Annotated in this window: 30 protein-coding genes and 1 tRNA gene; 21 read left to right on the forward strand and 10 right to left on the reverse strand. The window is 41.8% G+C overall.

The genetic code is table 11. The annotated features are described in order from the left end of the window. Nucleotides 1-807 (forward strand): ISL3 family transposase (locus TZ96_RS02855; RefSeq protein ID WP_045762798.1); only part of this gene is annotated, 807 nt, incomplete at its 5' end. A gap of 121 nt (nucleotides 808-928) precedes the next feature. On the opposite strand, the gene TZ96_RS02860 is transcribed toward TZ96_RS02855, so the two are convergent. Both TZ96_RS02860 and TZ96_RS02865 read right to left on the reverse strand, forming a co-directional pair. Continuing rightward, a tRNA-Lys gene (locus TZ96_RS02860) sits at nucleotides 929-1001 on the reverse strand. 264 nt (nucleotides 1002-1265) lie between these two features. Continuing rightward, nucleotides 1266-2537 carry a replication-associated recombination protein A gene (locus tag TZ96_RS02865; protein WP_045762799.1) on the reverse strand — a complete coding sequence of 424 codons (1272 nt, stop codon included), beginning with the start codon at nucleotides 2535-2537 and terminating at the stop codon, nucleotides 1266-1268. 115 nt (nucleotides 2538-2652) lie between these two features. Here TZ96_RS02865 and TZ96_RS02870 point away from each other — a divergent pair, with 115 nt between their 5' ends. The 9 genes from TZ96_RS02870 to TZ96_RS02910 all read left to right on the forward strand — a co-directional run bounded on the left by TZ96_RS02870 (nucleotide 2653) and on the right by TZ96_RS02910 (nucleotide 10007). After that, nucleotides 2653-3123: a DUF3013 family protein gene (locus tag TZ96_RS02870; RefSeq protein ID WP_045762800.1), complete on the forward strand. Its 471-nt coding sequence runs from the start codon at nucleotides 2653-2655 to the stop codon at nucleotides 3121-3123. Between the two features lie 19 nt (nucleotides 3124-3142). Continuing rightward, on the forward strand, nucleotides 3143-4222 hold the full coding sequence (locus tag TZ96_RS02875) for a M50 family metallopeptidase (protein ID WP_045762801.1): 1080 nt from the start codon (nucleotides 3143-3145) through the stop codon (nucleotides 4220-4222). A gap of 23 nt (nucleotides 4223-4245) precedes the next feature. Then, on the forward strand, nucleotides 4246-4788 hold the full coding sequence (locus tag TZ96_RS02880) for a hypothetical protein (RefSeq protein ID WP_045762802.1): 543 nt from the start codon (nucleotides 4246-4248) through the stop codon (nucleotides 4786-4788). 49 nt (nucleotides 4789-4837) lie between these two features. Then, nucleotides 4838-5272, forward strand: coding sequence for an NUDIX hydrolase (locus TZ96_RS02885; protein ID WP_045762803.1), 435 nt, complete (start codon nucleotides 4838-4840; stop codon nucleotides 5270-5272). Continuing rightward, the gene (locus tag TZ96_RS02890; protein WP_045762804.1) at nucleotides 5269-5742 is read left to right on the forward strand and encodes a GNAT family N-acetyltransferase; all 474 of its coding nucleotides are present in this window, start codon (nucleotides 5269-5271) and stop codon (nucleotides 5740-5742) included. Before TZ96_RS02885 ends, TZ96_RS02890 begins: the two co-directional genes overlap by 4 nt. A gap of 137 nt (nucleotides 5743-5879) precedes the next feature. After that, nucleotides 5880-6830, forward strand: coding sequence for a 50S ribosomal protein L11 methyltransferase (gene prmA, locus TZ96_RS02895; protein ID WP_142322010.1), 951 nt, complete (start codon nucleotides 5880-5882; stop codon nucleotides 6828-6830). Nucleotide 6831: 1 nt separating this feature from the next. Continuing rightward, nucleotides 6832-7575 carry a 16S rRNA (uracil(1498)-N(3))-methyltransferase gene (locus TZ96_RS02900; RefSeq protein WP_045762806.1) on the forward strand — a complete coding sequence of 248 codons (744 nt, stop codon included), beginning with the start codon at nucleotides 6832-6834 and terminating at the stop codon, nucleotides 7573-7575. 10 nt (nucleotides 7576-7585) lie between these two features. Continuing rightward, the gene (pepF, locus tag TZ96_RS02905) at nucleotides 7586-9382 is read left to right on the forward strand and encodes an oligoendopeptidase F (protein ID WP_045762807.1); all 1797 of its coding nucleotides are present in this window, start codon (nucleotides 7586-7588) and stop codon (nucleotides 9380-9382) included. Nucleotides 9383-9557: 175 nt separating this feature from the next. Continuing rightward, nucleotides 9558-10007, forward strand: coding sequence for a thioredoxin domain-containing protein (locus TZ96_RS02910; protein ID WP_241768478.1), 450 nt, complete (start codon nucleotides 9558-9560; stop codon nucleotides 10005-10007). Between the two features lie 101 nt (nucleotides 10008-10108). On the opposite strand, the gene TZ96_RS02915 is transcribed toward TZ96_RS02910, so the two are convergent. Then, complete coding sequence (locus TZ96_RS02915) at nucleotides 10109-10873, reverse strand: (S)-acetoin forming diacetyl reductase (protein ID WP_045762808.1); 765 nt, start codon at nucleotides 10871-10873, stop codon at nucleotides 10109-10111. A gap of 274 nt (nucleotides 10874-11147) precedes the next feature. Here TZ96_RS02915 and TZ96_RS02920 point away from each other — a divergent pair, with 274 nt between their 5' ends. Further along, nucleotides 11148-11939 (forward strand): DUF2785 domain-containing protein, encoded by a 792-nt coding sequence (locus tag TZ96_RS02920; RefSeq protein WP_045762809.1) that lies wholly within the window; start codon nucleotides 11148-11150, stop codon nucleotides 11937-11939. Nucleotides 11940-12048: 109 nt separating this feature from the next. Then, nucleotides 12049-12717, forward strand: coding sequence for an MIP/aquaporin family protein (locus TZ96_RS02925; protein ID WP_045762810.1), 669 nt, complete (start codon nucleotides 12049-12051; stop codon nucleotides 12715-12717). Nucleotides 12718-12963: 246 nt separating this feature from the next. On the opposite strand, the gene queF is transcribed toward TZ96_RS02925, so the two are convergent. The 7 genes from queF to TZ96_RS02965 all read right to left on the reverse strand — a co-directional run bounded on the left by queF (nucleotide 12964) and on the right by TZ96_RS02965 (nucleotide 16509). After that, nucleotides 12964-13455: a preQ(1) synthase gene (queF, locus tag TZ96_RS10835; RefSeq protein WP_000082591.1), complete on the reverse strand. Its 492-nt coding sequence runs from the start codon at nucleotides 13453-13455 to the stop codon at nucleotides 12964-12966. 18 nt (nucleotides 13456-13473) lie between these two features. Further along, nucleotides 13474-14190, reverse strand: coding sequence for a 7-carboxy-7-deazaguanine synthase QueE (queE, locus tag TZ96_RS10840; RefSeq protein ID WP_045762811.1), 717 nt, complete (start codon nucleotides 14188-14190; stop codon nucleotides 13474-13476). Continuing rightward, nucleotides 14183-14626 carry a 6-carboxytetrahydropterin synthase QueD gene (gene queD / locus TZ96_RS02945; RefSeq protein WP_045762812.1) on the reverse strand — a complete coding sequence of 148 codons (444 nt, stop codon included), beginning with the start codon at nucleotides 14624-14626 and terminating at the stop codon, nucleotides 14183-14185. Before queD ends, queE begins: the two co-directional genes overlap by 8 nt. Then, nucleotides 14626-15279, reverse strand: a complete 654-nt coding sequence (queC, locus tag TZ96_RS02950) for a 7-cyano-7-deazaguanine synthase QueC (RefSeq protein WP_045762813.1) — start codon at nucleotides 15277-15279, stop codon at nucleotides 14626-14628. Before queC ends, queD begins: the two co-directional genes overlap by 1 nt. A gap of 202 nt (nucleotides 15280-15481) precedes the next feature. Then, nucleotides 15482-15796, reverse strand: coding sequence for a thioredoxin (gene trxA / locus TZ96_RS02955; RefSeq protein WP_001029584.1), 315 nt, complete (start codon nucleotides 15794-15796; stop codon nucleotides 15482-15484). A gap of 14 nt (nucleotides 15797-15810) precedes the next feature. Beyond that, nucleotides 15811-16032: a DUF4649 family protein gene (locus TZ96_RS02960; protein ID WP_000570260.1), complete on the reverse strand. Its 222-nt coding sequence runs from the start codon at nucleotides 16030-16032 to the stop codon at nucleotides 15811-15813. A 96-nt stretch (nucleotides 16033-16128) separates the two neighbouring features. Further along, the gene (locus tag TZ96_RS02965) at nucleotides 16129-16509 is read right to left on the reverse strand and encodes a MarR family winged helix-turn-helix transcriptional regulator (protein WP_045762814.1); all 381 of its coding nucleotides are present in this window, start codon (nucleotides 16507-16509) and stop codon (nucleotides 16129-16131) included. Nucleotides 16510-16690: 181 nt separating this feature from the next. On the opposite strand from TZ96_RS02965, the gene TZ96_RS02970 reads away from it, so the two are divergent. From TZ96_RS02970 to alr, 9 genes are all read left to right on the forward strand, one after another. Beyond that, on the forward strand, nucleotides 16691-17065 hold the full coding sequence (locus TZ96_RS02970; RefSeq protein WP_000781321.1) for a CidA/LrgA family protein: 375 nt from the start codon (nucleotides 16691-16693) through the stop codon (nucleotides 17063-17065). Further along, nucleotides 17062-17757, forward strand: a complete 696-nt coding sequence (locus TZ96_RS02975; protein WP_045762815.1) for an LrgB family protein — start codon at nucleotides 17062-17064, stop codon at nucleotides 17755-17757. The genes TZ96_RS02970 and TZ96_RS02975 overlap by 4 nt, the downstream gene beginning before the upstream one ends. Before the next feature lie 433 nt (nucleotides 17758-18190). Next, the gene (locus TZ96_RS02980; protein WP_045762816.1) at nucleotides 18191-19048 is read left to right on the forward strand and encodes a TPM domain-containing protein; all 858 of its coding nucleotides are present in this window, start codon (nucleotides 18191-18193) and stop codon (nucleotides 19046-19048) included. Between the two features lie 46 nt (nucleotides 19049-19094). Next, a complete protein-coding gene (locus tag TZ96_RS02985) occupies nucleotides 19095-19688 on the forward strand; it encodes a LemA family protein (RefSeq protein WP_045762817.1) in 594 nt (197 codons plus the stop codon). A 666-nt stretch (nucleotides 19689-20354) separates the two neighbouring features. Next, entirely contained in the window at nucleotides 20355-22868 is a 2514-nt protein-coding gene (gene secA / locus TZ96_RS02995) for a preprotein translocase subunit SecA (RefSeq protein WP_045762819.1), read from the forward strand. Between the two features lie 81 nt (nucleotides 22869-22949). Next, entirely contained in the window at nucleotides 22950-23981 is a 1032-nt protein-coding gene (locus TZ96_RS03000; protein ID WP_045762820.1) for a 3-deoxy-7-phosphoheptulonate synthase, read from the forward strand. A gap of 1 nt (nucleotide 23982) precedes the next feature. Beyond that, nucleotides 23983-25014, forward strand: coding sequence for a 3-deoxy-7-phosphoheptulonate synthase (locus tag TZ96_RS03005; protein ID WP_045762821.1), 1032 nt, complete (start codon nucleotides 23983-23985; stop codon nucleotides 25012-25014). Between the two features lie 45 nt (nucleotides 25015-25059). Next, nucleotides 25060-25422 (forward strand): holo-ACP synthase, encoded by a 363-nt coding sequence (gene acpS, locus TZ96_RS03010; protein WP_045762856.1) that lies wholly within the window; start codon nucleotides 25060-25062, stop codon nucleotides 25420-25422. After that, nucleotides 25412-26515, forward strand: coding sequence for an alanine racemase (alr, locus tag TZ96_RS03015; protein ID WP_045762822.1), 1104 nt, complete (start codon nucleotides 25412-25414; stop codon nucleotides 26513-26515). Before acpS ends, alr begins: the two co-directional genes overlap by 11 nt. Nucleotides 26516-26531: the final 16 nt, after the last annotated feature.

Consider the following 26531-nt stretch of genomic DNA (forward strand, 5'->3'; position numbering starts at 1 on the left):
CCAGAGATTATGTCTTGGGACGAGTATGCCTTTACCAAGGGAAAGATGAGTTTTATCGCACAAGATTTTGATCAGCTCAATATCATTACTGTTCTTGAGGGAAGAACACAAGCTATCATCCGCAATCACTTTCTTCGCTACGATAGAGCAGTCCGATGTCGAGTGAAAATCATTACTATGGATATGTTTAGTCCTTACTATGCCTTAGCTAAACAGCTTTTTCCATGTGCTAAAATCGTTCTAGATCGTTTTCACATTGTTCAACATCTTAGCCGAGCTATGAGTCGGGTTCGTGTCCAAATCATGAATCAATTTGATCGAAAATCTCATAAATACAAGGCCATCAAGCGCTATTGGAAACTCATCCAACAAGATAGTCGTAAACTCAGCGATAAACGATTTTATCGCCCTACTTTTCGCATGCACTTAACGAATAAAGAAATTCTAGACAAGCTTTTGAGCTATTCCGAAGACTTGAAACACCACTATAATCTCTATCAGCTCTTGCTTTTTCACTTTCAGAATAAAGAGCCTGACAAATTTTTCGGACTTATTGAGGAAAATCTAAAGCAGGTTCATCCTCTTTTTCAGACTGTCTTGAAAACCTTCCTCAAGGTTAAAGAAAAGATTGTCAACGCCCTTCAATTACCTTATTCCAACGCCAAATTGGAAGCAACCAATAATCTCATTAAACTCATCAAACGAAATGCTTTTGGTTTTAGGAACTTTGATAACTTTAAGAAACGAATTTTCATCGCTCTGAATATAAAAATGGAGAGGACAATCGTTGTCCTCTCCAGATGTTAGCTTTTTATTCAACCCACTACAGTTGACAAAGAGCCAAAACCTTTAAGTAGCCGGTTGACCAAAAGTAGAACAGATACGAAAAAAAAACCTTGAACCCAAGGCTTTTTCCTGTTGTATTAGATGCCCCCTACAGGGATCGAACCTGTGACCCACGGATTAAGAGTCCGCTGCTCTGCCAGCTGAGCTAAGGAGGCAAACAAAAAAGCTGTATTGGTGCCGAAACTTCACGGTTTGTATTGAACCCGCGCAATTAAGCAGGTGGGCAACTCGCTCTAACTGAAGCTGTTTCCGTGTGAGACGGCCTACATGCTGTTAGAAGACTTTTGTTTCCCTAATAATACAAAAAATAGTCGGTCAACACTTAAGTGTGAGGTCGTACACCACAGCGTTTCTATGTTTATATAATACCACTTTTTCAAAAAAAATCAAGGGGTAAATGTAATTATTTGGAAAGGATTTCACAATTTTCGTAATTTATCAATGGTTTCCTTGCGTTGAGCTAGGGCACGTTCGTATTTCCCAGTATCTTCTGGTGAGAAGTAGCTATGGTCGCGAATTTTTTCTGGCAAATAATCTTGCTTAACCCAGTGGCCGGGATAGCTATGAGGATAGAGGTAGTTTTGAGCGTTGCCTAGCTCCTTGCTACCGCTGTAGTGACCATCTCTCAGGTGTCTTGGGATTGGTAAGTGACCAGACGTTTTAAGGTCAGCCAGAGCCTTATCCATAGCCACATAGGCTGTGTTTGACTTGGGCGAGAGTGCCAGATCAATGACGACATTGGCAATGAGAATTCGAGCTTCTGGAAACCCAATCCTCTGTGCAGCATCTAAAGCAGTTACGGTATGGATCTGGGCATCGGGATTAGCCAAGCCAATATCTTCATAAGCAATCACAGTCAAACGACGTGCCAGGCTAGGTAGGTCACCAGCCTCTATCAGGCGAGCAGCATAGTGGAGACTAGCATCCACATCCGAACCTCGAATGGATTTCTGAAGAGCAGAGAGAACGTCGTAATGTCCATCTCCATCCTTGTCCATAGTAATGTAGCTTCTCTGCAGACTATTTTCCATAATATCGAGCGTGATATGGCGGACACCGTCATCATTTTCTGGGGTGGAGAGAACTGCCAAATCAAGCGAATTGAAGGCAGAACGGAGATCTCCATTGGTAGATGTCGCGATAAAATTAAGGGCATCAGCATCTAACTCAACTGGGAAATCAAAACCTCGTTCAGGGTCAGTCAGGGCGATTTGAATGGCTTCTTTGACATCTTGGTTAGACAAGGGTTCCAACTCAAAAATCTGAACACGACTACGGATGGCTGGGGTGACAGAAAAGAAAGGATTTTCAGTTGTTGCCCCAATCATGATGACTAGTCCGCTTTCTAAGAGAGGAAGGAGAAAGTCTTGCTTGGTTTTGTCGAGACGATGGATCTCGTCTAGTAGGAGAACTAGACCACCTGAAAATTTAGCTTCCTCGGCAATTTCTTGGAGACGTTTTTTGCTATCAACTGTCGCATTAAAGGTCCGAAAGGCATACTTGGTCGTTCCAGCGATTGCTGAAGCGATACTGGTTTTTCCGATGCCTGGAGGTCCATAGAGAATCATGGATGACAGTCGATTGGCCTCCACCATGCGACGGATGATTTTTCCTGGGCCTACCAGATGCTCCTGACCTATAACCTGGTCGATGGTTTTGGGGCGCATACGAAGCGCGAGATTGTCTGGCATAGCAGTCCTTTCTAACATGGATTTTCTGATACTAATGTGGTAATATGGTAGTATCTATTTTAGCATATTTCCGAGTATTCGGGGCGATTTAAGAGTCGTATAGAAAGAGGACAAAATGGCAACATACGGATTTTTAGATGTTTTACAAGAAGAGTTGGACAAGAACTTTCCCTTTGATTATGAGATTAGCTGGGACAAGCGCAATCATGCAGTAGAAGTGAGCTTTTTACTAGAAGCGCAAAATGCTGCAGGGGTGGAGATGTTAGATGAAGATGGAGAGGTTTCGTCAGATGATATCCTTTTTGAAGAAGCGGTACTTTTTTACAACCCTGCCAAGTCAACAGTTAATGCAGAAGACTATCTCACAGTCATCCCTTATCTGCCTAAAAAAGGTTTTTCTCGTGAATTTTTAGCCTATTTTGTCCTATTTCTCAAAGATACTGCAGAGGTTGGACTTGATGCTCTCATGGACTTTTTGGAAGACCCAGAAGCAGAAGAATTCGTCATGGAATGGAACCAAGAAGTCTTTGAAGAAGGAAAAGCAGGCTTGGAAGAGGGAGAATTTTACCCTTATCCGAGATATTAGGAGTTGGTTGGAGATTTTTATGAAGAAAATTGGGACTTATTTGGTTTATGTGCTAGCTTTTGCCTTTATTATGCTAGCTTTTGCTTGTGGAACCATCGCATTTGCAGAGTTGGGATATTCCGCAGTTTTAGCCTTTACTTTTGGTTATGCCTTCGCTCTTCTAAGCATGTATGTGATCTTTATTCTTCATGAGCTGGGACATGCCTTTTGTGGTTACTTGACAGGCTATAGGCTAGTAGCTTTTGGATTAGGCAACTTTCTTTTGGTTAAAAAGTCAGGCAAGTTTTATCTTAGCCGAACAGCTGTTCTCAAAAATGTTGGCGCTCAATACATTGGTTTAAAAGAGGATGAAAACGATCAAAGAATCATCCTGATGCTTTCAGGAGGCTTGATGGTTCATCTCAGCTTGATATTATTGGCGATAGTGTTTGGATTTTTGACAAGAAGCTGGTATTTTGCAGGGACTTGGATTTTTCTTAATTTGTCTTTCTTCCTAAATAACATTTTGCCAGTCGGCATCACCGATGGAGCAAAAATAGTAGAAATGATGCGGCATCCTGAGAATGTGACTTATGCTTATGTGATGTTGAGGCATTCTGCTCAAACTTTGCTGGCTCCTCAAGAATATGATTTGAAAGATTTTGTTCAACCAGTTCCTGAGGATGCAAAAGGGAGCTTTGTTGGTAGTGTATCAGCACTACAGGGATTAGTTTTTATCATGGAGGGTAAGCTTGAGTCAGCTAAAAAGCACTTGCAAACTTTACTTGAAAATACAGATAACTCAATGATTAGAACAATTTCTCAGTTATACCTTCTTCAAGTAACCTTGCTAGAAGGAGATAATAAGAAAGCGGAAGAATATGCAAGCATTCGAGGAGTCAAATCCTTTTTATCTCTAAAAACAGCAGATATGCAGGTCATTCAAGCTTGGTATCAATTTAAGGTAAAGAAAGATGTAGTTCAAACTCACAAGGCTATGAAGATTGCTAGACAGAAAATGAATAGCAGCCGAATGCTGCGGGATGAGAAAGCCTACTACCAGCAGTGGTTAGATGAGTTGGAACAAGCCATACAGGAAGAAGAGACTCAGGTTAGCTGAGAAATAGAAAAGGGAGCTGTCCGATGCTTCAGAAATTTAAGCGGTTATTTAGTAAGAAATCCCAAGAATCTCAAGAACGTGAGTCGTTTCTTCCCCGAAATCGCTTTGCGGATCTAGATTTCGAGCGAGTATTGAAGTCAGGAACTCGTTGTTGTGTTGATGAAGATGGGCACTATGTTGAGGATGGTAAAATCACATTATTTGAATTTTCTATAGACTTTGCAGAATTTGAGTTCATAGGTGATTTCAAAATTGAGGAGGAAGATCAGTTTAAGCAACTATTAGCTCGTTTGAATAGTTTTGACAATGCCATTCAGTCCCATTTGGAAAGCGAGTTGCAACAACCTATCCCTCAGTTTGCCAAGAATCTCGGCTATACTCAGAAGAGGTGGGAGAAAACCTTTTACTTCCATCCTTGGATATTAAGTTTTGATGAAAATCCTCCTAATCTTCGCTATGTTGCAGATTATGTCAATGATGAGTTTACGGTTTATTTTGCTAAAAAACATGGCAGATGGCAGGCGTACTGGGATGCAGAGTGCCAAAAGGAAATAGCAGAAGGCTAGTTCGGTCTTTTACAGACTCTAGTTGTTATCATAGGAAAGAGTAAACATCATGGAATTCTTGAATAAAAAGTTCGATTTCACAGGCTGCAAAATTGCTCTATTTTGTGGAGATAAGCTACTGACGATTTTGCGTGATGACAAGGAAAATATCCCTTGGCCCAATATGTGGGAGTTGCCAGGTGGGGGCCGTGAAGGGGATGAAAGTCCTTTCGAGTGTGCGGCACGTGAAGTTTATGAAGAAGTGGGAATTCATTTAAATGAGGATTGCCTGCTCTGGAGCAAGGTCTATCCCAGCATGCTCTTTGAAGGTCGGCAGTCTGTCTTTATGGTTAGTCAGATAAGTCAAGAACAATTCGACAAGATCAACTTTGGAGATGAAGGACAGACTTACAAACTGATGAGCATTGAGGAATTTCTCAATTCTAAACAGGCAGTGCCTCAGCTACAGGCGAGATTGAGGGATTATTTGGAGGAGAGTTTATGATAAGACTTGAACGAGCAGGAACAGAGGATTTAGAAACCATTATTGCCATTCAAAGAGCTAGTTTTAAAGCAGTTTATGACAAATATCAAGATGAATACGATCCTTATCTGGAGGACCGTGAACGAATTAAGTGGAAACTAGTCGAGCGTCCCAATAGCTATTACTACTTTGTGAAAGAAAACGAAGATAAAATCGGATTTCTACGAATTCAGACCAATGACGAGTTAACGAAAGCTTGGGTGGGAACGGCAGCGATTTTGCCCCAGTATCAAGGAAAAGGTTATGGCTCTGAGGGATTGCGCCTGCTAGAAGAGGAATTTTCAACCGTTAGACAATGGGATTTGTGTACGGTGTTACAGGATGCAGGCATGGTTGCTTTTTATGAGAAAAACGGTTACCGTCAAACCCATATCGAGCCTGAAAAAGAAGGTATGGATATGGTCTACATGAAAAAATTGATAGAGAAATAGAAAGGATGGTTCGGTTAAATTTCTAAACTGAACCTGCCCTAAACACGGTGCCAAAAAGATAAACTTCTCTTAGAAACAAGCGTCTTAAGAGAGTTTCCTATTTTGGCTTTGTGTTTTAAGGGCTTGGTATCTTAATGATGGAAACATGGCAAGAATTAAAAGTTACAGTGAAGCGTGAGGGGGAGGAGTTGGTTTCCAACCTTTTGATCGAGTTAGGCGCCCAAGGGGTTGCAATTGAAGATAGCATGGACTATGTGGGAAATGTGGACCGCTTCGGTGAGATTTTCCCAGAAGTCGAGCAACAGGAAGAAATCGTGGTGACTGCCTACTACCCTGACACAGTTGATGTAGCAGTGGTTGAGGCAGATTTGCAGGCTCATTTAGCAGAATTGACAGACTTTATGGATCTAGGAGAAATCAAGATTGGCACGACTGCCTTGGCTGAGGAAGACTGGGCCGACAACTGGAAGAAATACTATGAACCGGCACGCATCACCCATGACCTGACCATCGTACCGTCATGGACGGATTATGAAGCGACTGCTGGCGAGAAAATTATCAAGCTAGATCCAGGGATGGCCTTTGGGACAGGAACTCACCCGACGACCAAGATGAGCCTTTTTGCCTTGGAGCAGGTCCTTCGTGGTGGCGAAACAGTGCTAGATGTGGGGACAGGTTCTGGTGTTCTTTCTATTGCTAGTTCTCTTCTTGGTGCCAAGGAGATTTTTGCCTATGATCTCGACGATGTGGCGGTTCGTGTCGCTCAGGAAAACATTGAGCTCAACCCGGGCATGGAAAACATCCATGTAGCCCCAGGCGATTTGCTTAAGGGTGTGGAGATTGAAGCAGATGTTATCGTGGCTAATATCTTGGCGGATATCCTCATTCATCTGACAGAGGATGCTTATCGTTTGGTTAAGGATGAAGGTTATCTCATCATGAGTGGCATTATCAAGGACAAGTGGGACATGGTGCGTGAGTCGGCTGAGTCAGCAGGATTTTTCCTTGAAACTCACATGATTCAAGGGGAGTGGAATGCCTGTGTCTTCAAGAAGACCAAGGATATTTCTGGTGTGATTGGAGGCTAGCATGCAACAGTATTTTGTAAAAAGTCTTGCCACATCACCAGTCACCATCGAGGACAAGGAAACCAGTAAGCACATGTTTCAGGTGATGCGCTTGAAAGAAGACGATGAAGTGACATTGGTCTTTGATGATGGCATTAAGCGTTTGGCGCGTGTGGTAAATGTAGAGGCTCGTCAGTTTGAGGTAATTGAGGAATTAGCTGACAATGTGGAACTGCCAGTCCAAGTAACCATCGCATCTGGCTTTCCCAAGGGAGACAAGCTGGAGTTCGTCACTCAAAAAGTGACAGAGCTAGGTGCTAGCCAGATCTGGGCCTTCCCTGCTGACTGGTCCGTTGCCAAATGGGATGGCAAAAAATTGGGCAAAAAGGTTGAAAAATTAAAAAAAATCGCCCTTGGAGCAGCCGAGCAAAGCAAGCGTAACTTCGTTCCAAGCATCACCCTTTTTGAGAAAAAGGCAGATTTTCTAGCACAACTGGACCAGTTTGACCGCATCGTGGTGGCCTATGAAGAGTCGGCTAAAGAGGGAGAGGCAGCTGCCCTCATCCAAGCTGTTGCTGGACTGGAAAAAGGAGCAAAACTTCTCTTCATCTTTGGTCCAGAAGGTGGCCTTTCACCTGCGGAAATAGAAAGTTTTGAGGCTAAAGGAGCTGTTCTGGCAGGACTTGGGCCTCGTATTCTTCGAGCAGAAACAGCCCCGCTTTATGCCTTATCAGCCATCAGTGTATTACTAGAATTAGAGAAATAAGAGGAAGAAGATGGAACAAAAACACCGTTCAGAATTTCCTGAAAAGGAACTTTGGGATTTAACAGCCCTATACCAAGACCGTGAGGATTTCTTGCGTGCGATAGAGAAGGCGCGTGAAGACATCAATCAATTTAGCCGTGACTACAAGGGAAATCTTCACACTTTTGAGGATTTCGAGAAGGCCTTTGCAGAATTGGAACAAATATACATTCAGATGAGTCATATTGGCAATTACAGCTTTATGCCTCAGACGACAGACTATGGTAATGAAGATTTTGCCAATATTGCTCAGGCTGGGATGGACTTTGAGACAGATGCCAGCGTAGCTTTGACCTTCTTTGATGATGCCTTGGTAGAAGCAGATGAAGAAGTCTTGGATCGTTTGGGTGAATTGCCACATTTGACGGCCGCCATTCGTCAAGCCAAAATCAAAAAAGCCCACTATCTTGGGGCTGATGTGGAGAAGGCCTTGACCAATCTGGGTGAAGTTTTCTACAGTCCACAGGATATCTATACTAAAATGCGAGCTGGGGACTTTGAAATGGCCAATTTTGAAGCCCATGGAAAAACCTATAAAAACAGTTTTGTGACCTATGAAAACTTCTATCAAAACCACGAGGATGCTGAGGTTCGTGAGAAATCCTTCCGTTCTTTCTCAGAAGGACTTCGTAAGCACCAAAATACAGCTGCGGCAGCCTATCTTGCTCAGGTTAAATCTGAAAAATTGTTGGCAGATATGAAGGGCTACGACTCAGTCTTTGATTATCTTCTGGCTGAACAAGAAGTAGACCGTGCCATGTTTGATCGCCAGATTGACCTCATCATGAAGGACTTTGCGCCAGTCGCTCAGCGATATCTCAAGCATGTTGCCAAGGTCAATGGTCTTGAGAAGATGACCTTTGCGGATTGGAAATTGGACTTGGACAGCGCCCTTAATCCTGAAGTGACCATTGATGATGCCTATGATTTGGTCATGAAGTCGGTAGAACCTTTGGGACAAGAATATTGTCAGGAAGTTGCTCGCTATCAAGAAGAGCGCTGGGTGGACTTTGCTGCCAATAGTGGCAAGGATTCTGGTGGCTATGCAGCTGATCCATACCGTGTACATCCTTATGTTCTCATGAGCTGGACAGGTCGTTTGAGCGATGTTTATACCTTGATTCATGAAATCGGGCATTCTGGTCAATTTATCTTTTCAGACAATCACCAAAGCTATTTTAACGCCCACATGTCGACCTACTATGTTGAAGCACCGTCAACCTTCAATGAATTGCTTTTAAGTGATTACTTGGAGCATCAGTCTGATGATCCGCGTCAAAAACGCTTCGCTCTTGCTCACCGCTTGACAGATACCTACTTCCATAATTTCATCACCCACCTTTTGGAAGCAGCCTTTCAGCGTAAGGTATATACATTGATTGAAGAAGGAGAAACCTTTGGAGCAAGCAAGCTCAACAGCATTATGAAGGAAGTTTTGACAGATTTCTGGGGAGATGCTATTGAAATTGATGACGATGCGGCCTTGACTTGGATGCGCCAAGCTCACTATTACATGGGCTTGTATAGTTACACTTACTCTGCCGGTCTTGTAATTTCAACTGCTGGCTATCTCCATCTGAAACAATCAGAAACTGGAGCTGAAGACTGGCTCAATCTCCTCAAGTCAGGAGGTAGCAAAACACCACTTGAGTCAGCTATGATTATCGGAGCCGATATTTCAACAGACAAACCACTCCGTGATACCATTCAATTCTTGTCAGACACGGTTGACCAAATTATCGCCTATAGTGCCCAGTTGGGAGAGTAAAATCATAAAAGTGCAACAATAGAGCTATATTGTTGAGATTTTAGAATGACATTTATTTCATAAAGTTTGCCGAAGACTTTGTCTTCAGACTCTGCATCATTATAGATCTATCGGTTGGATTTTATATCTTGTCGTGGGCGATTAGACTAGGGAAAATACTTAGAAAAGGACGGAGATGCTAGTGCGTGTCAATAAAAAACTTAGCTTGTTTATCATTGGAATTGCTATGCCGATTTTGTTTATGATTTGGAAATTCAGTCAACCTGTTCTTCCAAAAACTTATCAGGAAGCTGTTCAGTATACTAAAGCAATCAATATGAAAGAAATGCGCTCCAAACTTGCAAATGGCGACGAGTTTGTTGTCTATATTGGAAGAGAATCCTGTCCCTACTGTCAAAAGTTTGTGCCCAATTTGGCTCTAGCGATTCAAAAAAGTCACCAGACGGTCTATTATTTAGATAGTGCTTCGGATGAAAAGGAGGAGATTACAGCCTTTGCAAAAGAAATGGATATCCAAACGGTTCCGAATCTTTCAGTCTATCAAAATGGTAGTAAATCACGCTATTTAGAGCAAGGAAGTTCCGCTAGTCTTGAAGAAATCCTTTCATTTTTAAAGAATGAATAGTTCTGAAGAATTATTATAAATGACAAAAAACGACTCCGAAAATTGGAATCGTAGAGATGAAAAAAGAGGTTAGATTTTTTTCCAACCTCACTTTTTTAATCTTAATGGAATTGCATACCACCATCAACGATAATGGTTTGACCTGTAATGTAGTTTGAATCTGGTCCAGCAAGGAAGCTAACTGCTGCAGCTACATCTTCTGGTTCAGATAGGCGTTTCAATGTAATATCTTTTGCGAATGTTTGCATACCCCACTCGTCGTCTTTTCCTGCATTTTTTCCAACTTCATGAGCGATATCATACATCATTGGTGTTTTAACGATACCTGGAGCATAGGCGTTGACAGTGATACCTGACTCTGCTAAATCACGCGCCAATGTTTGAGTAATACCACGAACAGCGAATTTTGTACCGCCGTAAACAGTCAAGTTTGGATTTCCGACAACACCTGCTTGAGAAGTAGCATTGATGATTTTACCACCGTGACCAAGTGCTTTGAACTGAGCTTGAGCAGCTTGTGCTCCCCAAATCACACCACCGACGTTAATAGCAAATGTGCGAGCGAATTGTTCCTCTGTAATTGTATCCAGAGGTGTAGTAGGAGCGACACCAGCGTTGTTTACAACAACGTTCAAGTCTCCGAAATGATCGACAACTTTTTGGAAAGCTGCAGCAACTTCTGCTTGTTTAGACACATCAGCTACAACAGCAAAAGCTTTATCTGCTGACAATTCAGTAACTGCTTTTTCAGCTGTTTCAGCGTTGTAGTCTAAAACTCCAACCTTAAAACCATCTTGAACCAAGCGTTTTGCGATTGCAAAACCGATCCCTTGACCTGCACCTGTAACGATAGCTACTTTAGACATATGATTCCTCCTCGGTATCCGTGATACCATTCAAACGTTCATAAAAGAACAGCAAAAGGTTTATAAGTGAGTCGTGATAGGTTTCTAAAAGAAGTCCTATCACGTTTTAGTATACACCTTTGTGAAATTTGTGTCAAACAAATACTTGGTTTTTGGAAAAAATTAACCTTCTAGGAGTGAAAAAAATATCTGAGACTAACATATTTATCTCTTATAATGAAGATAGCTAGAAAAGAATGTTGTATAATAGATTTGTATGATTGGAGGTATAGGGATGTATCAAGAATTGAAAAGAAAAGTAGTAGAAGCAAAACCGAGTTATCGTCAAGAAGAAATCCTGTGGTTGCTTGAGCACATAGGGAATCCGAGTCCAGAGATTCGCGATGAATTGGTTTTTACCAGTCTAGCTAGAGGGATTCAAGAAGAGTTATTTACAAAGGAGCAATTTCAGTTGATTGCTGCTGAGATTGTCTCTGATGGTGGACTAGATAAAGAGCTAGATAAGCTAGGAGCTTCAACGCTTGAACGTTCTTTTAGGGCACTTATTTATGCCAATCTCTTATCTGCCGATGGCAATCAACAGTCTCTTTTTTATCAAGTGCTTAAAACTGATATCAGAAATATGTTGCTCGATCAAGGGGTGCATTACCTTGAAAAAGAAGAGGATACGACAGGTTTTTCAAGTCAATATGGTTGGGTGCATGCTTTTGCTCATGGGGCTGATCTTTTGACTGAAGTTGTTTGTCATCCAGACTTTCCTAAAAATAGAGTTCATGAAGTATTTGACATACTTGGCCAACTATTTAAAAGAATTACGATTCGATTTATAGATGATGAGGACTGGCGCTTGGCCAGAGTGCTTTACGAACCTATTTTGCAAGGAAAGGTGGAGCAAGCGACACTGGCTTCTTGGATAAAATCACTTGATTTTCCGATAGAAGAGAGGGAAGATTTTTATAAATTTTCCAATTTCAGATCCTGTCTCTTAGAAGTCTATGTTCAACTCGACCAGAGAAATAGTTTACAAGATGACTTGAAAGAAGCTATTCAATTTTTTCAATATTAGATTTCGATTATTAAATGTGAAAACTTACACAATGTTTCCAAGCACATTTCTTGAAACCCTTTCCTTCTTCTGATAGACTAATACATAGTTTGAAAAAAGGAGATTTAACATGAAAAAATTTGTTGCTGAATTAATCGGTACTTTTATGCTTGTGTTCATCGGAACAGGAGCTGTTGTTTTTGGAAATGGTGTTGAAGGACTTGGACACCTTGGAATTGCTCTTGCTTTTGGTTTGGCAATCGTAGTCGCAGCCTTCTCAATCGGAACTGTTTCAGGTGCTCACTTGAACCCAGCTGTTTCTATCGCTATGTTTGTTAACAAACGTTTGTCATCTTCAGAGCTTGTAAACTACATCCTCGGTCAAGTGGTTGGTGCTTTCCTTGCATCAGGATCTGTATTGTTCCTCTTGGCAAATTCAGGTATGTCAACTGCAAGTCTTGGTGAAAATGCCTTGGCAAACGGTGTAACTGTCTTTGGTGGTTTCTTGTTTGAAACAATCGAAACTTTCTTGTTTGTTTTGGTCATCATGACTGTAACATCAGCAAGCAAAGGTAATGGCGCAATCGCTGGTTTGGTCATTGGTTTGTCATTGACAGCTTTGATTCTAGCTGGCTTGAACATCACTGGACTTTCAGTAAACCCAGCTCGTAGCTTGGCTCCTGCTGTCTTGGTAGGTGGCGCAGCTCTTCAACAAGTTTGGATTTTCATCCTTGCACCAATCGTTGGTGGAGTTCTTGCAGCTCTTGTAGCTAAAAACTTCCTTGGAACTGAAGAATAATTGAAACTCAAAAAGCCTTGCTCCTCATGATGAGGAACAGGGCTTTTTCGTATCTGTTTATACTCAATGAAAATCAAAGAGCAAACTAGCCGCAGGTTGCTTAAAGCACTGCTTTGAGGTTGTAGATGAAACTGACGAAGTCAGCTCAAAACACTGTTTTGAGGTTGTGGATAGAACTGACGAAGTCAGTAACCATACCTACGGCAAGGCGACGTTGACGCGGTTTGAAGAGATTTTCTAAGAGTATTAGCGGTTGTCAATTTTCTCTGGATAAAGGTCGTGTTGGAAGAGGCGTTGTTCTGCCAATCCTTCATACTTGGTTCCAGGTCTACCGTAGTTGTAGTAAGGGTCGATTGAAATACCACCGCGAGGTGTAAATTTCCCCCAAACCTCTAAATAGCGAGGGTCTAGCAAGTTGACCAAGTCTTTCCCGATGGTATTGATACAGTTTTCGTGAAAATCCCCATGATTTCGGTAACTAAAGAGGTAGAGTTTTAGGGATTTTGACTCGACACAGAGCTTGTCAGGAATGTAGGAAATATAAATCGTTGCAAAGTCTGGCTGCGCAGTGATTGGGCACAGTGAGGTAAATTCAGGGCAGTTGAATTTGATGAAATAGTCATTTTCTACATGACGATTGTCAAAGGATTCGAGGACTTCTGGTTGATAGTCAAAGATGTAGGTAGTTTCTTTATTGCCCAGTAGGCTTAAGTTTTTCATTTCTTCTTGTTGTGACATGATTTTTTCTTTCTAATCTTAAACACCACGTTGGTTATCGTAGAGGAGGGTATGGAGTTGGGGAAGGACGCGGACATTGCCCCAGCTATCGTCAGCAGCGACACGTTCCCATAGCTCTTTGAGGCGGTCCAGTTGTTCTTGGACAATATTGCCTGTAGCTTTGGGCTCAGGATTTCCCGCCGATAAGAAGAGGACATCTGGTCGGTAGCGTTCTTGAATGCCTTTGGCAAAGGCTAGGTCTGCATCATCAAAGACAGGGATTTTAAAGGTGACTTTGTCTGGATCTAGTTGAGAAACAATGAAATCCAAGGTCTCAAAGTTGACTTCCATCTTGGAAGAAGGAGGTTTGGGACTCAGAGTCACCTGGTCGATGTCTTTTAACCAATGTTGCCAGCGGGAGCCTTGGGTTTCAACAGCCAGAGTAACACCACGTTGCTTGAGCTTGGTGACTAACTCGGCCATGTTGGCAGCTAGGATGGCAGGATTTCCTCCAGACAGGGTTACATAGTCGTAGCTTCCTAGTTTGTCTAACTCAGCGATCACTTCATCAGCTGTCATGCGAGTAGGTTTCTCAGAACCATCCCAAGTAAAGGCAGAGTCACACCAGTCGCAGTGGTAGTCGCAACCAGCAGTGCGGACAAACATGGTTTTCTGGCCGATAGCACGACCTTCACCTTGAAATGTTGGGCCAAAAATTTCTAGAACTGGTAATTTAAGTACACGTTCCCTAGTCATCTAACCACTCCCGTCTAAACTCCGCAAAGGCAGTCGGAGTTTCATAGAGGCGAATGTATTCTAGGCGAAGACCACGCTCATCTGGCAACTCTTGGCTCATGGTCTGGAAAATCCAGTAAACCATATTTTCAGCGGTTGTATTCATGTAGGGCAGGGTTTCATTGAGATAGCGATGATCCAAGTGGGGTTCTAAGTAGTCCTTGTAGATTTGTTTGATATCCCCAAAATCGTAGGTCATGCCACGTTCATCTAAAAATCCACTGACAGCGATTTGCAGATGATAGGTATGGCCGTGCAGGGATTTGCATTTTCCCTCATAGTGAAAGAGGTGGTGGGCAGCATCAAAGGTAAATTCTTTTGAGACTAAGGTTCTGTGAGGATTGTAGACAAGGGATTCCCCAGTTTCTTGTTTGATTTCTTTGGGGGCAAAAAACATCAGGCCTCTCCTTTCTGCGAGAGATAAACCTCTAAACCATGTTGGCGTAGATGGCAGGCAGGACAGTCCCCACAACCAGTACCGATAATGCCATTATAGCAGGTCAAGGTCTTTTCACGAACATAGTCAAAGGCACCGAGTTGGTCGGCTAATTCCCAAGTTGCAGCCTTGTCTAGCCACATGAGAGGCGTTTGAATCACAAAGTCGTAATCCATAGCAAGGTTGAGGGTCACATTGAGCGATTTGATAAAGACATCACGACAGTCAGGATAGCCTGAGAAGTCTGTTTCGCACACTCCTGTCACGATATCCGTAATTCCACGCTGCTTGGCAAGGACTGCAGCAAAGGACAGAAAGAGATGATTGCGACCATCGACGAAGGTATTAGGCACCTCTCCTTCTTTTTGCTCAATTTCTAGATCGGAAGTCAAGGCATTTTCAGTAATTTGTCCTAGCAGAGACATATCTAGGATATGATGACGAATTCCTTGTTCCTCAGCGATTTCTTTGGCGACTTGAATTTCGAGATGGTGGCGTTGGCAATAGGCAAAGGTAACGGCTTCGACCTTTTCATAGTGTTGCTTGGCCCAAAAAAGGCAGGTTGTTGAATCTTGACCGCCACTAAAGACGACCAAGGCTGATTGACGTTTCATAGTACTCCTTCCAAAATGGGAAATGTTCAGAGCACGCAAAAAGCTCCCTAGAGGGAGCTAAAAAATACCAAGTATAGGTTTTTTTTAGCGATGGCATGTCCCAAACATCGTGATATTCTAGTTACAGTTTAGCATATTTTTTGAAAAATGGCAAAGGGCAAGAAAAAAGAGACCAAATGAATGCACTTGGTCTCTCCTTTGATTAGCTTAATTCAGCAACGATAGCTTTGATTTGTTCTGCAGTGTGAACACCAGCAACTTGTTTCACCACTTGTCCATCTTTTTTGAAAAGAAGAGTAGGGATAGACATGATACCGAATGAACGAGCTGTATTTGGATTTTCATCAACGTCCATTTTAACGATTTTCAAGACATCTTCTGAAAGTTCTTCAGACAATTTGTCCAAGATTGGACCTTGCATACGACATGGGCCACACCAAGTTGCCCAGAAGTCTACCAAGACCAATCCGTCTTTAGTTTCTTGTTCGAATGTTGCGTCTGTAATTGCTTTTGCCATAGTATTTCTCCTTTTTAGTTATATTGGCTTAAATCTTGTTTCATGAGATAGAAGAAAACATCTCCGTAAGTCCCATGGTAGTCCAAATCATGTCCCTTGTAGGTTACTTTTTGGACGGGGTAGTAGTCTGCGACACCAATTAGGCAGGCCTGTTGAGAACGTTCAAATTCTTCGTATGACTCGAAGGTCATGGTTCTCTCTTGCTTGCTGGCGTCAAGATAGGTGATTTCAATCATAGGATTCTCCTTTGCTAAATCATGTTTTCATTTTACTCCTTGAAAAAAGGAATGTCAAGAAAAATGATTGCGCACGCAAGTTTTTTAAAAAATATGTTAGGCCAACCAGTTTGATTTTGTTGCTAAGCTTTCTTCAACAGCTGTTTGTAAATAAGCCAAGGTAGTCTGTCCTTCGCTTGTCAGGCAGATAAAACTAGCTCGCTTGTCCTGGTCGCAGCATCTCCGACTAAGTAAACCGCAGTTTTTTGCTTCTAAGCGAGCCACCATCCGTGAAACAGCACTAGGACTCAGGTGGAGTTTGTCTGGCAAGTCGATTTGTCGTAGGGATTTGCCTTCAGCCTGATTTAGAAAGTGCAAGAGGTAAAATTCCTTGAGTGTCAAGGTTTGTTCACTCTGCTCAGCGATGGTCTCTTCTAAAATAGCTTCTAGCTCTACTTGCCTACGGTTGAAGTCAAACCATTTTTCTAAGTAAGTCATGTCCATCTCCTTTCCCTCTATAATAGTGTAATCATACTAGTGCATCTATGATGCTTGCGCACGCAATTAGTATACACCTTTTTGGCTTAGATAGCAAGAAGGATGTTTCTTATATATTTCCTTGAAATTTTCTGAAAAAAGAGTAAACTGGTATGCAGAAAGTCTATTTGTGGAGTTTACAATGAAGTTATATGTTCAGTTAATGATTCTCTTTGTGATTTCTTTAATCGGTGAAGGAATCTCCAGTTTTTTTCATTTGCCCATACCAGGAAGTATCATCGGCTTGATTATTCTGTTTCTTGCCTTGCAGTTCAAGTGGCTGCGTATCCGCCATGTCAATATGGTGGGGAACTTTTTGCTGGCCAACATGACCATCCTCTTTCTACCTCCTGCGGTTGGAATTATGGAAAAGTTTGATGTGATTGCTCCCTATCTCCTACCTATTGTCTTGATTGTCTTTTTTGCAGCGGTGATTAATATTATCCTGATTGCGCTTGTGGTTCAATTTATCAAAAAACGCTATGAAGGTGACTACGAAGAAAGAGGTGCTAAATGAGCGAATTTGTATCCAATCCCCTATTTGGGATTGCTTTATCAATCTTAGCCTATCTTGGGGGAATGATGATTTTCAGACGCTATCCTCATCCCTTAACGACTCCCTTGTTGCTGTCAGCTATTTTTATAATTATCTTTCTAAAGGTAACTGGCATTTCCTACCAAGATTACTACCAAGGTGGGGTTTATCTTAATAACTTGATTGTTCCTTCAACAGTGGCTCTAGGAATTCCCCTTTATAAGAGTTTCCACTTGATGAAACATCATGTCAGAAGTATTTTGCTGGGGAGCTTCCTAGCTGTCATCGTCAATACCACTTTTACCGCTCTAGTTGCAAAAATCTTTGGTATGGACTTTTTCCTAGCCATTTCCCTCTTTCCTAAGTCAGTAACGACCGCTATGGCAGTAGGGATTACAGAAAAGTTGCAAGGCTTGACTACTGTGACCCTAGTAGTTGTAGTAGCGACTGGTATTTTGACCAGCGTTATCGGACCAACGCTTTTGAAATGGCTCAAGATAGACGATCCAGTGGCTGTTGGACTAGCACTGGGAGGAACAGGACACGCGGTTGGAACTGGAACGGCCTTCCGCTATGGACCAGTCGCAGGTGCCATGGGAGGACTAGCCATCGGTGTTACAGGTGTTCTCTATGTATTTGTCAGTCCTATTGTAGCTAATTTGATTTTAAGTTAACGCAAAAACCCAGCTCTAGTAGCTGGGCATTTTATTTGAAAAAAACAGTAAAAAAAGCGCAAAAAATCGACCTTCAGGAATTCCTCCTTCTCAAATTCTCTCTTTTGTCATGAGTTGTGTGATCATCCTTCGATATCAAGAAATGCAAATCTTCTGAACTATAATGCCAAGCAATAAGACTTGCCAACAGATCCACCCTATGTGAAATTTATCTAAGCTTGGTTCCGAATGCTTGTGCTTGCTCCTTATAGAGATTACAGTAAATATGGTGGAAATTTAGACCATTTAATGTAGCTTAGAGAGTCCGATTTGTCATCAAAACAACATCTTTTTCTTAGTTCATGTCATGGATTTGTAATGAAAATGTACTTTCTTTGTAAAAATCAAAATGCTATAATTCTCTAAACAATTTTCCTTGCACAGGGAGGTTATTATGAAAAAATATAGATTGTTTAAGAATCCTTTCTTGGCGCGTCTGCTTGGATTGCTGATGGTATTTCTCTTCCTATCAGCATTCACCGCACCTGAAAAACCAGACTATGGTATCTACGATCCAAATCATTATTTGACAGAGGACACTATCACACAAATTCGTGATTTGAATGAAGCCAATAGTAAAAAGGCAGAAAAGCTTCAAGTGGGTGTCTATATCGTAGATAGTCTTGAAGGAGAAAGCATTGAAACGGTCGCTAATGAGACGGCTAGAGCCTGGAAGGTAGGTTATTCAGGAGATAATTTTGGAAGTTTGATTGTGGTAGCTGTTCAAGATCGTAAATCAAGAATTGAAACCAGTAATAATACCGCAATTAGAATAACGGACTATCAAACCAAGCAATTGTTGGCAGCCAGTCGTACAGATTTTAAAAATGGGGACTATAGTAAGGGAATTCTAGCGATTGCCAAAGGTTTGGATAATCAGTTTTATAAGGGAGCTGGAACCTTTTCATCTGATGATACGTCATTTGCAGATGCTTCTGCAAAAATCAGACGTTACTCCGATAGCATCAGTGGAAAAAAATCTAATCGAGAAAGAAGCGATTCATCAAGTCGCCGACAAAAAAATGACCCCATAAAAGATTTCTTTATGTTCCTGACGGTAATATATTTCATTGGAGTCATTATTGCCATTATCAGAGGTAGAGGTGGCGGAGGAGGAGACTCCTCTGACGGCGGCTGGTGGTTTAGTGACTCATCCGATTCGGGTTCATCTTGGTCCGACTCAGGCTCAGATTCTTCTAGTAGCTGGGACGGCGGAGGCTTTGATGGTGGAGGTTCATCCGATGATTGGTAATTCTTTCTCTTTAGTGTTGAATTTAAAGAAATGAGTAGGTTTAGATATGAAAAATAAAGGAATCATTTATGTATTGAGCATTTTACTAGCAATTATCTTGCTGGGAGGTTGCTCGGTCGTAGGTACTTATAACGGTCTTGTCTCCGAACAGACCAAGGTAGAACAAGCTCAAGCAAATGTAGCGACAGCCCTTCAACGTCGTTCAGACTTGATTGGAAATCTGGTAGAGTCTGTAAAGGGACAAATGAACCATGAGACAGAGGTCTTTACCCAGATTGCAGAAGCACGTGCAAAAATTGGGAATGGCTCTGTTACTTCAAAGGAAAACCAAGAGGCTCAAGGTGAGTTGAGTTCAGCTATTTCACGCCTGCTTGTGTTGACGGAGAACTATCCTGAACTTAAGAGCAATCAAAATGTGGAACAACTCATGACGGAGTTGGCTGGAAGTGAAAATCGTATTTTTGTAGCCCGCAAGGATTACAACCAGGCAGCAACTGACTACAATCAAAAATTAAGAAGCTTCCCAACTGTTCTCTTTGCTAATATGATGAACTTTAAAGAAGCAGAAATCTTCAAAGAAAGCGAAGAAGCCAAGACAGTTCCAAAGGTTGATTTTAGTACTTCTACATCAAAACAGTAGACTGGTTGTTTATTTCTAAGACTTGCAAGATCTGGAAACTACTTTCCAGGTCTTTTTGCTATAATAAAAATAGGAAACAATTCTGGAGGTGAGGAGATGGAGAAGTTATTACAATTATTGGTTTTATTGCCCTATTTTTACTTTTTTAGTTGGCAAAGGAAGGTACAACCAGGAAGTAAGCACTTTTCATTCCTTTACTATTTTTACTGGATTTATTTACCTCTCATGGCCTTGTTTAGTCTAGCTTTTACTCTTTTTTCGCTAATCTTATTTAATTTTATTTTACTAGAGCCCAAGGATCTAGCTAGGTGGTTGATATGGATAGTTTTAGTCCTTTTGTCCTTACTCAATGACTGGATAGTTTATACTGGTCTAAAATTTATGAAAAAACTGAAGTTGGAAAAGAAGAAGGCTAATCTTCCTTGAGAGAACTGAGGAAATTCTTGTCTAATAACTGAAGATGATTCGTTTCTCAATGCTAAGTTAAGTAGAAGTTCAAATTAGGAGAAAATGAAGCTAAGAGTAGGAATTTTAAAGGGAACTAATCTTGATGATTAGCCCTTTTTTGCCCTAAGGGAAAACGGAATATTTCTTGAAAAAATTGGGCAAATATGCTACAATAAAAAGAACATTCTAAAATATTCAGAATTTAAAGTAAGGAAAAAAATGGCAAATTTACTAAAAACAATCATCGAAAATGATAAAGGCGAACTCCGTCGCTTGGAAAAGATGGCGGACAAAGTCTTAAGATATGAAGATGAAATGGCTGCGTTAACAGACGAGCAATTGCAAGCAAAAACAGAAGAATTCAAACAACGCTATCAAAATGGTGAGACTCTTGACCAACTTTTGTATGAGGCGTTTGCTGTTGTACGCGAGGGAGCTAAGCGTGTTCTTGGTCTCTTCCCTTATAAGGTTCAGGTTATGGGAGGGATCGTTCTTCACCATGGTGACGTACCTGAGATGCGTACAGGTGAGGGTAAAACCTTGACAGCGACTATGCCTGTATACCTCAATGCTCTTTCAGGTAAAGGGGTTCACGTAGTTACGGTCAATGAATACCTATCAGAACGTGACGCGACTGAGATGGGTGAGTTGTACTCATGGCTCGGCTTGTCAGTTGGGATCAACTTGGCAGCCAAATCTCCAATGGAGAAAAAAGAAGCTTATGAGTGTGATATCACTTATTCAACAAACTCAGAGATTGGTTTCGATTATCTTCGTGATAATATGGTCGTTCGTGCTGAAAATATGGTTCAACGTCCACTCAACTACGCCTTGGTCGATGAGGTTGACTCAATCTTGATCGACGAAGCTCGTACTCCTTTGATCGTTTCAGGAGCCAATGCAGTTGAAACCAGCCAACTCTACCATATGGCTGACCATTTTGTGAAGTCTTTGGATAAGGATGACTATATCATTGATATTCAGTCTAAGACAATTGGTCTATCTGATTCTGGTATTGACAAGGCTGAAAGCTATTTCAAACTAGAAAATCTCTACGATATCGAAAACGTAGCCTTGACTCACTTTATCGACAATGCCCTTCGTGCTAATTACATCATGATTCTTGATATTGACTATGTGGTCAGCGAAGAGCAGGAAATCTTGATTGTCGACCAATTTACCGGTCGTACAATGGAAGGTCGTCGTTATTCTGATGGATTGCACCAAGCTATTGAAGCAAAAGAAGGTGTGCCAATCCAGGATGAAACCAAGACATCTGCCTCAATCACTTACCAAAACCTCTTCCGTATGTATAAGAAATTGTCTGGTATGACGGGTACAGGTAAGACTGAGGAAGAAGAATTCCGTGAAATTTACAACATTCGTGTTATTCCGATTCCAACAAACCGTCCTGTTCAACGTATCGACCATCCAGACTTACTTTTTGCTAGTCTTGAAGCTAAATTTAAGGCTGTTGTTGAAGATGTAAAAGCTCGCTACCAAAAAGGTCAACCTGTCTTGGTTGGTACGGTTGCCGTTGAAACCAGTGATTATATTTCTAAAAAATTGGTAGCTGCAGGTGTTCCTCACGAAGTATTGAATGCCAAGAACCACTACAAAGAAGCTCAAATCATCATGAACGCTGGTCAGCGTGGTGCAGTTACAATCGCGACCAACATGGCCGGTCGTGGTACTGATATTAAGCTTGGTGAAGGTGTTCGTGAACTTGGCGGACTTTGTGTCATTGGTACAGAACGCCATGAAAGTCGTCGTATTGATAACCAGCTTCGTGGACGTTCAGGACGTCAAGGAGATCCAGGGGAGTCACAATTCTACCTTTCTCTTGAAGATGATTTGATGAAACGTTTCGGTTCAGAGCGCTTGAAGGGTGTCTTTGAACGTCTCAATATGTCAGACGAAGCGATCAAATCTCGTATGTTGACACGTCAGGTTGAGGCAGCACAAAAACGTGTTGAAGGAAACAACTACGACACCCGTAAACAAGTCCTTCAATACGATGATGTCATGCGTGAGCAACGTGAGATTATTTACTCACAACGTTACGATGTCATCACTGCTGATCGCGACTTGGCTCCTGAGATTCATGCAATGATTAAACGCACCATTAATCGTGTTGTTGATAATCATGCGCGTGCTAAACAGGATGAAAAACTAGAAGCTATCTTGAATTTTGCAAGATACAACTTGCTTCCAGAAGATTCAATTTCACTTTCAGACCTAGAAGGTTTGTCAGACCAAGCGATCAAAGATGAACTTTACCAACGTGCCTTGAAAGTCTACGATAGCCAAGTTGCTAAGCTTCGTGATGAGGAAGCTGTTAAAGAATTCCAAAAAGTCTTGATTCTACGTGTTGTAGACAACAAGTGGACAGACCATATCGATGCTCTTGATCAGTTGCGTAATGCTGTTGGTCTCCGTGGTTATGCTCAGAATAACCCAGTCGTTGAGTATCAAGCAGAAGGTTTCCGTATGTTTAATGATATGATTGGTTCCATTGAGTTTGATGTGACTCGTTTGATGATGAAAGCACAAATTCATGAACAAGAGCGTCCACAAGCAGAGCGTCATATCAGTACGACAGCTACTCGTAATATTGCTGCACAACAGACTGAGCTTCCTGCAGATTTGGATCTTAGCCAAGTTAAGCGTAACGACTTGTGCCCATGTGGTTCTGGTAAGAAATTTAAAAACTGTCACGGTAAACGACATTAAGAATGACTAATTTTCAGGCGGATGCCTAGTGAAAAGTGAATTTTCGCTTGGCGTCCGTTTGCTTTATAAGGAGGATGAACCATGGTATTTACAGCCAAAAGCCCTAAAATTAATATTGAAGAAGTTCGCAGTTTGTCTAAATTAGAAGGACAAGCACTTGCCAATAAACAACAACGCGATCAAGAACTTGAAGCGATTATTCGTGGTGAAGATCAACGCATTTTGTTAGTGATTGGTCCGTGTTCGTCTGACAATGAAGAAGCAGTTCTTGAGTATGCCAAGCGTTTGGCAAAACTGCAAGAAGAAGTAAAAGACCGCGTCTTTATGGTGATGCGTGTCTACACTGCTAAACCACGTACTAATGGTGATGGCTATAAGGGCTTGATTCACCAACCAAATGCCAAAGAAGCACCTAGTCTCATCAATGGGATCAAGGCGGTTCGTCACCTGCATTACCGTGTTATTTCTGAAACAGGAATGACGACCGCGGATGAAATGTTGTACCCAGAAAACCTTCCTTTGGTAGATGACTTGATTTCTTATATGGCAGTTGGAGCTCGCTCGGTTGAAGACCAACAACACCGTTTTGTAGCTAGTGGAGCAGATTTTGCGACAGGTTTTAAAAATCCAACGTCTGGAAATCTCAATGTCATGTTCAACGGTATTTATGCGGCTCAAAACAAACAAAGTTTCCTTTTCCTAGGGAAAGAAGTTGAAACGACTGGAAATCCTCTATCGCATGCTATTCTCCGTGGTGCCCTCAATGAATACGGGAAAAATATTCCTAACTACTACTATGATAATTTGATGGATACCATTGCCCAGTATGAAAAGATGGGCCTTGAAAATCCATTTATCATCATTGATACCAACCATGATAACTCAGGCAAGCAGTATATGGATCAGATTCGTATTGTACGTCAGACCTTGATTAACCGCGACTGGAATGAAAAGATTAAAAAATATGTCCGTGGTTTCATGATTGAGTCTTATCTAGAAGATGGTCGTCAAAATGAACCAGAGGTCTTTGGGAAATCTATCACCGATCCATGTCTAGGATGGGAAAATACTGAGTCTCTTGTTCGCGAAATCTACCAAAGACTAGGAGAATAGTATGGCATTTATTGAAAAAGGTCAAGAAATCGATATTGAAGCGATTAAGGCGGAAACACAGCTGTCTGCAGAAGCCTTGCAACATAAGGAAAGCCGAGACCAAGAACTAGCTGATATTCTATCTGGTAAGGATGATCGTATCCTTTTAGTCATTGGTCCTTGTTCATCTGATAATGAAGAAGCAGTGCTTGAATATGCTCGCCGTTTAGCAGACTTGCAGAAGAAAGTTGCGGATAAGATTTTCATGGTCATGCGTGTTTACACAGCCAAGCCACGTACCAATGGAGATGGCTACAAGGGGTTGGTTCATCAGCCAGATACTTCTAAAGCACCAAGTTTGATTAATGGTTTGCAGGCTGTTCGTCAGCTTCATTATCGTGTTATTACAGAAACTGGATTGACTACAGCAGATGAAATGCTTTATCCATCCAATCTAGTCTTGGTTGACGACTTGGTGAGCTACCATGCCGTGGGTGCACGCTCAGTAGAAGACCAGGAACACCGTTTTGTAGCTTCAGGGATTGATGCACCAGTGGGTATGAAAAATCCAACCTCTGGAAATCTGTCTGTTATGTTTAATGCCATCTATGCTGCACAAAACAAGCAAACATTTCTTTACCATGGACAAGAAGTTGAAACTTCAGGGAATCCCCTAGCTCACGTTATCCTTCGTGGAGCTATGAATGAATATGGGAAAAATGAACCAAACTTCTACTATGAAACTCTCTTGGATGCTATCGAACGTTACGAGTCTATGGGTCTTGAAAATCCCTTTATCATGATTGATACCAACCATGATAATTCAGGGAAGCAATATATGGAGCAAATTCGAATTGTTCGTCAAGCTCTGCTCAATCGTGACTGGAATGAAAAGATTAAGAAAACAGTTCGAGGTTTCATGATTGAATCCTACTTGGCAGATGGTCGCCAAAATCAACCAGAAATCTTTGGTTGCTCTATTACAGACCCATGTCTAGGATGGGAAAATACAGTAGCCCTGGTAGAAGAAATCTATTCTACCTTAACAAAATAAGTGAAAAGGATGGAGTTGGGGGTGTCTCAACTCCTTTTGACGAAAATGATAGTTGGACACGGAATTGATATTGAAGCATTAGCTTCTATACAAAATGCAGTTGAAAAAAGAGAAGGATTTGCACGGCGTGTCTTGACCGACAAGGAAATGGAGCGTTTTGCCAGTCTCAAAGGTCGTAGACAAATCGAGTATTTGGCTGGGCGTTGGTCAGCTAAAGAAGCCTTTTCAAAGGCTATGGAAACGGGAATTGGGAAATTAGGTTTTCAGGATTTGGAAGTTTTGAACAATGAAAGAGGAGCCCCCTACTTCAGTAAATCCCCGTTTTCAGGGAAAGTGTGGCTATCGATCAGCCATACAGATCAGTTTGTGACAGCTAGTGTTATTTTGGAGGAAGATTATGAAAACTAGTCCACATAGACCAACCAAGGCCCTCATCGATCTGGGTGCTATCCGCTACAATATCCAACAAATGGGTGCGCATATTCCCAAAGATACTCTTAAATGGGCGGTTGTGAAAGCCAATGCTTACGGACACGGAGCGGTAGCTGTTGCAACAGCTATTCAGGATGATGTTGACGGCTTTTGCGTTTCGAATATCGATGAAGCCCTCGAGCTTCGTCAGGCAGGAATTTCTAAGAAAATTCTCATTTTGGGAGTATCTGAGGTTGAATCTCTTTCATTGGCTAAGGACTTTGATATTACCTTGACAGTGGCAGGATTGGAATGGATTGAGAATCTCCTTGCAACTGAGTCAGATTTATCAGGTTTAACCGTTCACCTTAAAATTGATTCAGGTATGGGACGAATTGGTTTTAGAAGTGCAAGCGAGGCGGCACAAGCCCAAGCTTTACTCAAGGAACATGGAGCAAATGTTGAGGGAATCTTTACGCACTTTGCAACTGCTGATGAAGAGTCGGATAGTTACTTTAAACAACAGTTAGAGTGTTTCAAGGGAATACTTGCAGGCTTGCAAGATGTCCCAGAACTAGTCCATGCTAGTAACTCCGCAACGACTCTATGGCATGCAGAAACGATTTTCAATGCGGTTCGCATGGGAGATTCTATGTATGGGCTCAATCCAAGCGGACAAGTTTTAGAATTGCCTTATGAACTAAAACCAGCCTTGACCTTAGAAACAGCCATCGTTCATGTCAAAACAGTAGATGCTGGGGCTTGTATGGGCTACGGAGCGACCTATCAGGCAGACAGTGAACAAGTCATTGCAACGGTACCGATAGGTTATGCTGATGGTTGGACACGAGATATGCAGAATTTCTCAGTTCTGGTGGATGGACAATTGTGCCCTATCGTAGGGCGGGTATCCATGGACCAAATCACGGTTCGTTTACCTAAGCTGTATCCATTAGGTACCAAGGTAACCTTGATTGGCTCAAACGGTGACAAGGAGATTACTGCAACAGATGTTGCGGTTTACCGTGGAACGATCAATTATGAGGTAGTTTGCCTCCTCAGTGATCGAATTCCGAGAGAATATCATTAAGAAACAGAAGGAAAGG

It is taken from the genome of Streptococcus infantis (assembly GCF_000963255.1).
In the GTDB taxonomy this organism is placed as follows: Bacteria; Bacillota; Bacilli; order Lactobacillales; family Streptococcaceae; genus Streptococcus; species Streptococcus nidrosiense.